Below are 10970 nucleotides of genomic sequence, written 5' to 3' on the forward strand. Positions count from 1 at the left end.
CCGCCAACGCCATCGACAGCCGCGGCTCCCCTATCTTTGACTAAAGCTAGTATTGGCGATACTGGATCCCGAGCTGTGGGTGCGTCTATGGCATCCAAACATGAAGATGTTAAAGCCCAAACCGCTGCACTGTTGCGACTGTACCACCAGACTCGGGATCCGGCCCTGCGCAACCGGCTGGTGGAAATGAACCTGGGCTTGGTGCGCAAAGAAGCCCATCACTGGAGTAACCAATGCAATGAGGGGTACGATGACTTGGTACAAATCGGCTGCTTGGGTTTGATTCAAGCCATTGAACGCTTTGATATTACCCGTGGCCTGGCTTTTAGCTCTTTTGCCATGCCCTACATTCGCGGAGAAATTCAACACTACTTGCGGGACAAAAGCTCCACCTTGCGGATCCCACGTCGCTGGACGACTCTGCAACGACAAGCCAAGAAGGTGATTGCGCGCCTGCGGCAAGAGTTGGGCCGTCCCCCCTCTGAGGCCGAGGTGAGAGAAGCTTTGCAACTGACGGACCGGGAATGGCAAGAGATGGAACTGGCTCAACAAAATAGCCTTTTGCTCAGCCTTGATGCCCCCATTCAAACCGGGGAAGATAGCGTTGCTCTAGGCGAGGTCGTTCCAGATCAACGCTACCGCAGTTTTCAACTGGCCGAAGAAGATCGCATTCGCCTACAACATGCCTTGGCCAAGCTGGAAGAGCGCACCCGCCAGATTTTGGAATTTGTCTTCTTCTACGACCTCACCCAAAAAGAAACGGCAGAGCGGCTGGGGATCAGCGCCGTTACTGTTTCCCGCCAGGTCAAAAAGGGGCTGGAACGCCTGGCCAAGTTGTTGAATCAAGATATTTTTTGATATTTTTTAAAGTGTTTGGGCCAAGGCGATTGACGGTGCTTTCCCATCCAGTAAAATGCCGGAGCCTCGGTACTGCAATAGATTGCTAGACTAATGGGAACACCGATCAAAATATATTTGATGAATAGAAAAAAGCGCTCTTCTCGGGATCAACCCTCAGCACCTCGCGGTTTCAAGCCCAAGCTGAACCACAACTTGCTCGGCAGGGATCCCTTCTTCCACGGCCAGCCCAACCGGCTCAGCTTGGCTCCTTATGTGCGCACCTTGCCCTCGGTTGTCGATGCCATGCTGGATTTGGCCCAGGTGGGGCGCGAAGATGTGCTGTACGACTTGGGCTGTGGGGATGGCCGCATCCTCATTCGAGCGGCACAGCGCTTTGGCACGCGGGGTGTGGGGGTGGATATCGACCCGGAGCGCATCCTCGAAGCCCAACAGCGGGCCCAAGAAGCCCAAGTTCAGGATCGAGTCATCTTTCTCCAGCAGGATTTGCTTAATTTGGACTTAGCCCCGGCGACAGTGGTGAGCTGTTATTTGCTGCCCCGCTCCCACCTGCTGATCCGAGACAAGTTGCGCTCACAGCTCCGGCCTGGCGCCCGCTTGGTTACCCATTCCTTCGACATGGGAGATTGGCCCCCCACCGCCACCACCACCGTATCGGATGTCATCAACACCTACACCATCTACCTGTGGCAGATCTAGCCCTCCCAGGCCATCACTTCCCAAACAGCCGCAGAAGGCTGGTGCAACACAATCCGGTTGCCATCGGGATCCTGAAAATCCACCTCCTGTCCGTGAAAAGCTTGCCGCAGGGGGGAGATGGAGAGCCGGTAAGTTTTCGACAGCCCCTCCAGCGTTGTCAGGGATCCCTGTAAATCCTGCACCTGCAAGCAGAGGCTCATCGCCCCGGCTTGAGCAGCAAAGTTGGGGTGACGGCTGCCATAAAGGCCCAGCCGCAACCCTGGCAGACGAAACTCCACATACACCGGCTCCCCCTCGGTTGGGAGCTGAGCTTGAGGAGGGATCCCCAAGAGAGCCTGATAGAAGTGCTGTAGACGGGGTAAATCCGGGGTAGCCACGCTAACCAAGGCACCGGAAATCAGCATTGCAACCGCGTGGGGTAGTTCTGTTGCTTTACCCTAGTCTGGCTCAGGGCTCGAGAACAGAGTGAGCCACAGCCGCAGGCACAAAGGCAGGAGCGGCCAAGCCCGAGGTGAGCAAATAAGGCCGCACCAGCGCCGCCAAGCCGGCAATGAACAGCGGGTCGGCATTTAGGGCGGGCACCCGGCGAAAATCGGCGATCCCAACCTGGTGGGCCAGCTCCCGATACTCGATGTCGATCTCCTGCAGGGTCTCGATGTGCTCCGACACAAAGCTAATCGGCACCACCAGCAACTGCTTCACCCCGCGCGCTCCCAGCTCCGGGATAACCCGTTCGGTATAGGGTTGCAGCCACCGCACCGAACCCACCCGGCTTTGGTAGGAGAGGGTGTGGTCATTGGGGCGCTCCACCTGCTGCCAGATCAGCCGCACACAAGCTTCCATTTCCTGTTGGTAGGGATCCCCGGCCTGGGTGACATAGCTTTCGGGAATGCCGTGAGCGCTAAACAGCACATGCACCCTTTCGGGATCGGCAAACCGATCCAATTGTTCCCGAATGGCTCCTGCCATCGCCTGCACGTACTGAGGCTGATCGTACCAAGAGCTGATCTGGCAGCGCTCGATGCGGCCCAGCTGCGGGTCTTCGGCCCAGAGCCGATCCAGCAGCTTAAAGCTGGAGCCGGTCGTGCTGATGGAATACTGCGGGTAGAGCGGCAGCACCACCAGGCGGGTGATCCCATCCGACTTGATCTGCTGCACCACCGACTCGATGAGCGGGTGCCAGTAGCGCATGGCCACATACACCGGCACGTCGTAGCCCTCGGCCACTAGGTGGGCCTGCAGTTCTCGCGCTTGCTCGGCTGTGATGCGCCGCAAGGGGGATCCCCCCCCAATGGCTGCGTAGTTACGCCGGGATTTTGCGGCCCGCAGCGCGGAGATGGCCCAGGCAAAAGCCCCCTGCAAGAAGGGAAACGGCAGGCGGATCAGCTCGGGATCAGCAAATAGGTTGTAGAGAAAGGGCTGCACATCGGCCTGGGTCTCTGGTCCCCCCAAGTTCAGCAGGAGCACGCCGCTTTTGGACATAGCAAAACTCAATCATCGTTCTTTATCCACTGTAGGGGGTCTTATCCCACAGCGGGAAAGTGGCCTTAAGTTTTTTTGCAGCCTTTCTCATCCACCTAGCCGACGTTGGTGAAAGCGGCAACAGCAGGCCAGCCTCACCTGATGGCGCAGCGAAGTGAAGCTATCGTATACCTATACGCCGCTTGGCTCTGGGACATTGAGCCTCGTCGCCAAGCCTTCTGTCCCTCCCCTGCTGCGCCGTAGCGTGGGGTCTCTCGGAGAAAAACGATGAGTTCTCGCTACCTACTGCCCCCTGCCGAGCCCAAATCTGTCGGCACCACCTACATCCTTTGGGCGCTGGGCATATTCGGGATCTGTGGCGTCCATCGCCTCTATCTGGGCAAAACCGTGACGGGCATTCTCTGGCTTTTGACCTTCGGCCTTTTGGGCTTCGGCCAGTTGATCGACCTGTTTTTGATCCCGGGCATGGTGGAAGATTACAACTTCAAGCTGGCCGTCCTGCAAGGAGTGCGGCCCTCTCCGGCTCCCGCAAAAGCCGTCTCGGCCCCGCCTCAGCCTTTGAAGGGTCAGGCTTTGATGCGGGAGATCCTACGGCTGGCGCAGCAGCGACAAGGGATCCTCACCCTCTCCGAAGTCGCCATCGAGCTGCCTGCTGACTTTGACGAGATTGAAAAAGCGCTGCGAGAGCTGAGCCGGCGGGGCATCGCTTCTCCCGAGAACAACTTGGCTACCGGCGCAGTGGAGTACCACTTCCCTCACCTGTTGCGCTCCCCTGGCGACCGGCGCTCCCTCTGACAACGTCCTACTGGGATCCCAAGATGCCCCGCTGTTTGGCCAGTTGCATCGCCCGGCGAAAGGCCAGCAGGCCCAGCCCGAAGTAGAAAAGGCCGCTGGCCAGAGCCATGAGCAGCCGCAGGGGATCCAAGCCCGCCTCCCGCACCATCAGATCCCGCAGCAAGCCGGCCCCTGCCGTCATGGGCAGCATCTGCCCCAGCCACTTCAGGGATCCCGACCACTCTTCCGTGGGGGTAGCTAGGAGAAAGAGCAGGCCGAATTGGCTCAGGATCAGCAGTTGTTGGATGCGCTTCCAAATCAAGGCAGCAGATCCCAGCAAAAACGAGAAGCCATAGGCCCCCAGCACCACGCTCAAGAGGGGCAACAACAGAGTGGGAGGAAAGCGCAGCCGGCTGCCTGTCAACAGCAAAATGACGCCCAAAATAACGGCGACGACGGAAAAGCGCAACACCAAGCTGGCGCAGGCCCGCGCCAAAAACAGGGTGGCCGCCGAAAAGGGCGAGAGCAACACCTGCTCCAAGGTGCCTGTCTGGGCTTCTACTTGCAGGTTGAGGGCAATATCGTTCACCACAAAAATGACCAGCGTCCAGAGCACATAGCCGATCACCACCGCGTCCAACCGTTCGCCAAATTGGGAGGCCGGCCCCGCCACATACTGAGCGCCGGCAAAGAGGGCATAGAAGAAAAAGGTGGTGATCAGGATCCCGCCCAGGGCTTCTGCCGGATAGCGGATGTACTGGATCCAGGCCCGCTTCAGCTCCGCCCAAAACAGGTGTATCGCCTGCATCATCCTCGCCTATCCCCTCTTTTTAACAGCTTGAGGAAAACATGGGTGAGATCCGCTTCCTCGCGCTTGAGGCTGAGCAGGGGCAAGGGCTTGAGGATCTCCAGCACCTGATACAACGCCTCTGAAGAGCCGCCAAAGCGCAACTGATGGAAGCCGAGAATCTCCACCCCTTGCTGGAGCAGGCGCTCCGCCCGGCTGGGATCGAGGTCTTGTTCCAACTCAATCCGATAAGTACTGGCTGCGCCGGCAAACTGGCGGATCAGCTCCTGCGTGGGGGCCTGGCAGAGGATTCTCCCCCCCTCGATCACGGCCACTTGGTCTGAGAGGGCCTCGGCCATCTCCAGTTGGTGGGTGGTGAGGAGAATGGCCCGACCCGAAGCGGCAATTTGGCGGATCAAGGATTTCACCGCTTGCGCCGCTTCCACATCCAGCCCCAAGGTGGGTTCATCCAGCAACAGCAGAACCGGCTGGTGCAGCAGGGCAACAGCAATGGCCACCTTCTGCTGCATACCCCGCGAAAGGGTTTGCACGGCAACATCCCGTTTTTCCAGCAGGCCAAAGGTCTCCAGCAGCTCCAGCCCCCGTTGGCGAGCCGTTCTGGGGGATAGCCCCCGCAGCACGCCAAAATACTCTAAGTTTTGCAGGGGGGTGAGCCGCCAGTAGAGGTTGCGGTTGCCTTCCAGCACCGCCCCCACCTGGGCCAGCGCACCCGCATCGGCGTGGGGATCCCGTCCCAGGATGCGCACCGTGCCGGCATCCGGCTGGATCAGCCCAGCAATCATCTTGATGGTGGTGGTCTTGCCGGCTCCATTGGGCCCCAAGAAAGCCAGGATCTCCCCTGCCGCCAGCGTCAGAGAGACATCCACCACCGCCCGCACCTGCTTGCCCCCCTGCCGGTAGGTTTTCTGGAGGTGGTGAGCTTCGAGGACTTTCATGAGGCAAGGCAACGGGGAGTGCAAAAGTCCAACCCGAGGAAGGCCGGGCACCCATCCCAGTTTCTCACAGCAGAAGCCCCGCCCCGCAGCCAGGACTAAGTGGCTGTTGGGATCCCGGCCTCTATCCGGCTCAGGGCTAAGCCCATTTTGTCCAGCCACTGCAAAAGGTTCTCCAGTTGCTGCGCCGCAGGCACCATCCCCAGGCCCCGCACCGTCACCTTGCCCGGCTGGTAAACAAAGCGAGGCTGTAGGTGAGTGGGCAGCGCTTCCTTGAGGCGGTTCCAGGCGGGCTCCTCCATGGGAGTTTCCAGAAGCACATGCTCCTTGGCCGGCCTGATACGGGAAAAGCCCAGCCTGCGGGCCAAAATCTTCAGCTCCATCACCCGCAGCAGCTCCTGGGTAGGCCTGGGCAGGGGGCCAAAGCGATCCTGCCATTCCTGGGCAATTTGCAACAGCTCGACCCGAGAGCCGGCAGCAGCCAATTGGCGATAGGCCTGCATCTTTTGATCTTCGTCGGGGATATAGCTTTGCGGGATCATGGCGGTGACATTGAGGTCGATTTGCGTATCTTCCACCTGCGGGATCTCTTGGCCACGAATTTCGCGAATGGCCTCTTGCAGCATCTCCAAATAAAGATCGAAGCCCACAGCATTGACCTGCCCCGATTGCTGCGTGCCCAACAGGTTGCCAATGCCGCGAATCTCCATATCCCGCATCGCCAATTGATACCCAGATCCCAGTTGGGTAAATTCCTGAATGGCCTGCAGGCGTTTGCGGGCCTCTTCGGTGAGGATGCCATCTTCTCGGTAGAACAGCCAAGCATGGGCTTGGATCCCAGCCCGGCCCACCCGCCCTCGCAATTGGTAAAGCTGAGCCAGCCCAAACTCCTGGGCATTTTCGATCAAAATGGTGTTGACACGGGGAATATCCAAACCCGACTCAATAATGGTGGTGCAGACCAGGATATCGATTTCCCCGTTGTTAAAAGCCAGCATCGTCGCTTCCAGCTCTCCTTCCGGCATTTGCCCATGGGCAATGGCAATGCGGGCGCCGGGCACCCATTCCCGCAATTTGGCACTGGTCTCTTCGATCCCTTCAATGCGGTTGACAACATAAAAGACTTGCCCGCCGCGATCCAACTCTTGGCGGATAGCCGTGCGAATGACCTCAGGATTGTAGGGGGAGAGGTGAGTTTTAATCGGGCGCCGCGAGGGCGGGGGAGTTTGGATCAAGCTCATTTCCCTCAACCCCGACAAGGCCATATACAGCGTGCGGGGAATGGGGGTAGCCGTAAGGGTGAGCACGTCCACCTGGGTTTTGAGGAGTTTAATTTTCTCTTTTTGGTTGACGCCGAAGCGCTGTTCTTCGTCGATGACCAAAAGGCCCAAATCGCGAAACTGTACATCCTTGCCTAAAAGCTGGTGGGTGCCCACAATGACATCCAGTTCACCACTTTTGAGGCGGGCCAGGATCTCTTTTTTCTCGTCGGGAGTGCGGAAGCGGTTGAGTAAGCCCACTTGAATGGGATAGGGGGCAAAGCGCTCTTTGAGAGTGTGGTAGTGCTGCTGGGTGAGAATGGTGGTTGGCGCCAAAAGAGCTACTTGTTTGCCAGCGGTTACGGCTTTAAAAATGGCGCGGATGGCCACTTCCGTTTTGCCAAAACCCACATCCCCGCACAGCAGCCGATCCATGGGGCGGGGAGACTCCATATCCCGCTTGATCTCCTGGACGGCGCGAATTTGATCCGGTGTCAGAGGATAGGGAAAAGAGTCTTCCAGCTCCTGTTGCCAAGGAGAATCGAGCGGGAAGGCATAGCCCTCCTGTTGGGCACGCTTGGCATAGAGTTCCAACAGGTCAAGGGCCACTTTTTGCAGGCTCTTTTTAACTTTTTGCTTGGTCTTTTCCCAGGTGCTGCCGGACATTTTGTGCAGCGCGGGGGGGCCATCGCCGCCGGCCCGGTAGCGGGAGAGGGAGTTGACCTGGTCGGCAGCCACCCGCAGCAGGCCATCGCTGTATTGAATGACCAGATATTCTCGGGTTTCGCCGCCGATGGTGAGGCTTTCCAGCCGCAGGAACTGGCCAATGCCATGGGCCCTGTGAACAACAAAATCCCCCGGCTTGAGCAGGTTGGGATCCACCTGGCGGGAGCTGGCCTGGCGGCGCTTGCGCACATAGGTGGGGGTGGCCAGGCTGTGCTGGCCGAAAAACTCGCGGTCGGTCAGCACCACCCACCCCAGCGTGGGCAGGAGAAACCCCTCCAGATCCGCTAGGCCGGAGTACTTCAGGGCCACCGGCGTGTAGGACTGGAGCTGGCGCTCGATAGTCGGAAAATCTTTGGGGTTGGGCACGTACTGGGCCGGGCAGTCGTGTTCCTGCAGCAGAGCCACGGTGCGGGAGGGCTGGGCGGAGAGGATCCACACCTGCAAGTGTTGCTTGCGGTACTCGCGCAGGGTTTTGGCCAGGGATCCAAACTGGTGGGGAGTGGCAGGGACAGGCCGGCTTTTGAGGTCGAGGACAGCTTCCCCCTCGCCAGCAGGGGCAAAGGCACGGGCCAACAGGCGGGGGAAGGGATCCCACTCAGCGGCCTCAAGATCGAAGGGGCGGTGGAAGGGCACTAGAGCCGGCTCAGCAGCCTGGGCCAATTGCCACTGCTCCTGGGCGTGGGCTAGCCACTGCCGGCTGTGGGCCTGGCACTGCTCCGGCTCGTCGATCAGGATCAAGGTATTGGGATCCAAGTAGCTCAGCAGGTTGGCCGGTGGATCGTAGAGCAGGCCGAGAAAACGGCGCAGGCCTTCTGGGGGAGGCGATCCCTGCTGCCGCAGGGCGGGGGAGAGCTGCTCCATCTTTTCCTGCAGCGCTGGCCAGAGCATGGGCCCATAGCCGGTGGGGGTCAGCCAGACAGAAGGGATCCCATCTTGGGAGCGCTGGCTTACCGGGTCGAACTCCCGCAGCCGTTCCAGCTCATTGCCAAACCACTCCAGGCGCACCGGCCACTCGCAGGCCACCGGGAAAATGTCGAGAATATCGCCCCTTTGGCTCCACTGCCCCTCGCTTTCCACCAGGCTTACCCGCTGGTAGCCCAGCCGGGCCAACTGCTGCCCCAACTGCTGCGGCGACAGCTCCAGGCCAGGTTCCAGCTTGAGGCAGAAGGCCTGAAACACCTCTGGGGGGGGAAGATGGGGTTGTAAGGCCCGCTCCGTGGCCACAACGGCCATGCCCTTTCTGCCCTGGAGACAATCGGCCAGCACCTGCAATTGTCCCCACACCAGCTCCGGCTCCAGGTCAAACGGCTCATAGGGGGAAGCCTCGGAGGTGGGATAAAGCTGCACGCTCTCCCAGCCCATGCCCTCCAGTTGCGCCGTCCAGCGGCCTGCTTCTTCCAAAGTGGCAGTCACCACCAGCAGGGATCTCCCCTCCTGCTGGGCCAAAGCCGAGGCCATCAACCCCTTGGCGATCCGCCCTGCCCCTTGAATGGCTGCCTGTCGCCGCGATCTCAAGCGGGCGGCCAACTCTGGCATCAAGCCGGATTGGGCGAGAAAGCGCACCAGCGGGACAAACGACATCTTCCACCCCCCACTGCCAACTGGGATCTCCAACAAGCCGGGATCCCAATTCTGGCAGGCCCTGAGGAAAATTTGCATGGCGTTATCCCCGCCCCTCAACGGGCCATTTCGGGATTGCGGATCCCCAGGCTGCCGAGTTCGCAACCCTCTTTATCCTGTAGTCTGCTTTACACGAAGAAAACCCCTTCTTCCAAGATCCTAAAGTTAACCTTTAGAGTCGAGCAGCCCATCGCTGATCTTGGTCAAGATGCAATCCTAGGAGGAACAAAAAAGATAGCCTTCCCGACCTCATCCAAATGGGTACGGATGTCTGCAGCGAACATACCTAGAGGCGTGCCTGCACAAACTGCAGCAGAGAGGGTTGGGAAAAGTTGAGTTTATCCATCCAAACTGGGTGCCAATCATGTTTCTAGACACCGTCGCACTTTCTCGACTACAGTTTGCCCTCACGGCCATTTTCCATATGCTATGGCCGGTTTTAACAACGGGACTGGCTATTTATCTTGTTGTTATAGAGGGCCTTTGGCTAAAAACCCGCAATCTAGATTACTATCGCCACGCTCGTTTCTGGTCAAAGATCTATGTGTTGAACTTTGGCATCGGCGTGGCCTCAGGGTTGCCGATGGCCTTTCAATTTGGCATGAACTGGGCCCCTTTTTCTGAGGCGGTGGGCGACTTCTTTGGAACCGTCCTTGGGTTTGAGGGCACGATGGCCTTTATGCTGGAGGCCAGCTTTTTGGGGATCATGCTCTTTGGCTGGGAGCGGGTGCCGCCGGTGATTCACTGGATCTCGACAATCCTGGTGGCCTTCGGCGCCAACCTCTCTACCTTTTGGATCCTGACGGCCAACTCTTGGCTACAGACGCCGGCAGGGGGGGTATTTGTCGATGGGAAGTTTGTGGTGCGCGACTACCTGCAGGCGATTGTCAATCCCTTCATGGTTAATAGCTTTCTGCACATGTTTTTTGCCACTTTGGAAACCTCTTTGTTTGTGATCGGTGGCATCAGCGCCTGGTACATTCTCAAGCGGCGGCACAGCGAGTTTTTTTCCCGTTCCCTCAAAGTGGTCTTGGCAATGGCTCTGGTGGTGGCCCCCTTGCAGGTGTTTATCGGCCACTTGAGCGCGGAGCAAGTGTATCGCTATCAACCGGCCAAGCTGGCGGCCATGGAGGCCCAGTGGGAGACGATCCCCGCCGGCGAACGAGCCGATTGGAGCCTGTTAGCCCTGCCCAACGACCGAGAAGAGCGCAACGAGTGGGAGGTGAAGATCCCCGGTGCGCTGGGCTATCTGCTGGAGTTTAAGCCCAGGCTGGATCGACCGGTGCAGGGCCTGAAAGCTTGGGATCCCCAAAATCGTCCTCACATGATTGGCCTCATCTACTACTCCTTTAGGACAATGGTGGCCATTGGCCTGTTTCTGGCCGGGCTTATGGGGGTGACCTTGATCCAGTGGTTGAGGGGCAAGCTGTCGGCGGAGGCCCTCTCCCAGCAGAAGTGGCTGATGTGGGCTTGGGTCTTCGCCGCACCCCTGGGATACATTGCCGTGGAGACCGGTTGGATCGTCCGCTGCGTGGGCCGGCAGCCCTGGATTGTGTATGGACAACTGCGCACCGCGGAATCCGTTTCGCCGCTGCCGCCGGGAGAGGTGCTGTTTTCTTTGGTCGGCCTGACTGCTTTGTATACGGTGTTTTTCGTGGCTGCCCTTTACTTTGGCAGCCGCATCATCCGCAGAGGGCCTGACCTGGAGCTGCCTGCCCCCGTTCCGGCAACCCAGCCGGTGATGGTGATCGAGCCTGCCCGCCACGAGCCGGATCGCCGTCCTGCAGAAGCTCGCTAGCGCCGGTGCAGCCC

Annotated in this window: 9 protein-coding genes; 4 read left to right on the plus strand and 5 right to left on the minus strand. The window is 59.2% G+C overall.

Annotation, left to right across the window (positions count from 1 at the left end; genetic code table 11):
* The first annotated feature begins 87 nt into the window (after positions 1-87).
* Both NW844_RS08525 and NW844_RS08530 read left to right on the plus strand, forming a co-directional pair.
* Positions 88-858, plus strand: a complete 771-nt coding sequence (locus NW844_RS08525) for an RNA polymerase sigma factor SigF (RefSeq protein ID WP_414334961.1) — start codon at positions 88-90, stop codon at positions 856-858.
* A 120-nt stretch (positions 859-978) separates the two neighbouring features.
* A complete protein-coding gene (locus tag NW844_RS08530) occupies positions 979-1557 on the plus strand; it encodes an SAM-dependent methyltransferase (protein ID WP_414334962.1) in 579 nt (192 codons plus the stop codon).
* On the opposite strand, the gene NW844_RS08535 is transcribed toward NW844_RS08530, so the two are convergent.
* Together NW844_RS08535 and hemH are read right to left on the minus strand one after the other, a co-directional pair.
* Entirely contained in the window at positions 1554-1961 is a 408-nt protein-coding gene (locus NW844_RS08535) for a VOC family protein (protein ID WP_414334963.1), read from the minus strand. The genes NW844_RS08530 and NW844_RS08535 overlap by 4 nt on opposite strands.
* A 43-nt stretch (positions 1962-2004) precedes the next feature.
* Positions 2005-3039, minus strand: coding sequence for a ferrochelatase (gene hemH, locus NW844_RS08540; RefSeq protein ID WP_414334964.1), 1035 nt, complete (start codon positions 3037-3039; stop codon positions 2005-2007).
* Positions 3040-3306: 267 nt separating this feature from the next.
* On the opposite strand from hemH, the gene NW844_RS08545 reads away from it, so the two are divergent.
* Positions 3307-3834 carry a TM2 domain-containing protein gene (locus NW844_RS08545; protein WP_414334965.1) on the plus strand — a complete coding sequence of 176 codons (528 nt, stop codon included), beginning with the start codon at positions 3307-3309 and terminating at the stop codon, positions 3832-3834.
* A 7-nt stretch (positions 3835-3841) separates the two neighbouring features.
* On the opposite strand, the gene NW844_RS08550 is transcribed toward NW844_RS08545, so the two are convergent.
* From NW844_RS08550 to mfd, 3 genes are all read right to left on the minus strand, one after another.
* Positions 3842-4624 carry an ABC transporter permease gene (locus NW844_RS08550; protein WP_414334966.1) on the minus strand — a complete coding sequence of 261 codons (783 nt, stop codon included), beginning with the start codon at positions 4622-4624 and terminating at the stop codon, positions 3842-3844.
* Positions 4621-5556, minus strand: a complete 936-nt coding sequence (locus NW844_RS08555) for an ABC transporter ATP-binding protein (protein WP_414334967.1) — start codon at positions 5554-5556, stop codon at positions 4621-4623. The genes NW844_RS08550 and NW844_RS08555 overlap by 4 nt, the downstream gene beginning before the upstream one ends.
* A gap of 95 nt (positions 5557-5651) precedes the next feature.
* A complete protein-coding gene (gene mfd / locus NW844_RS08560; RefSeq protein WP_414334969.1) occupies positions 5652-9119 on the minus strand; it encodes a transcription-repair coupling factor in 3468 nt (1155 codons plus the stop codon).
* Positions 9120-9522: 403 nt separating this feature from the next.
* Between mfd and NW844_RS08565 the strand changes: the two genes are divergently transcribed.
* On the plus strand, positions 9523-10956 hold the full coding sequence (locus NW844_RS08565; RefSeq protein ID WP_414334968.1) for a cytochrome ubiquinol oxidase subunit I: 1434 nt from the start codon (positions 9523-9525) through the stop codon (positions 10954-10956).
* Positions 10957-10970: the final 14 nt, after the last annotated feature.

This window comes from Synechococcus sp. H55.2, assembly GCF_047462495.1.
Taxonomy (GTDB): domain Bacteria; phylum Cyanobacteriota; class Cyanobacteriia; order Thermostichales; family Thermostichaceae; genus Thermostichus.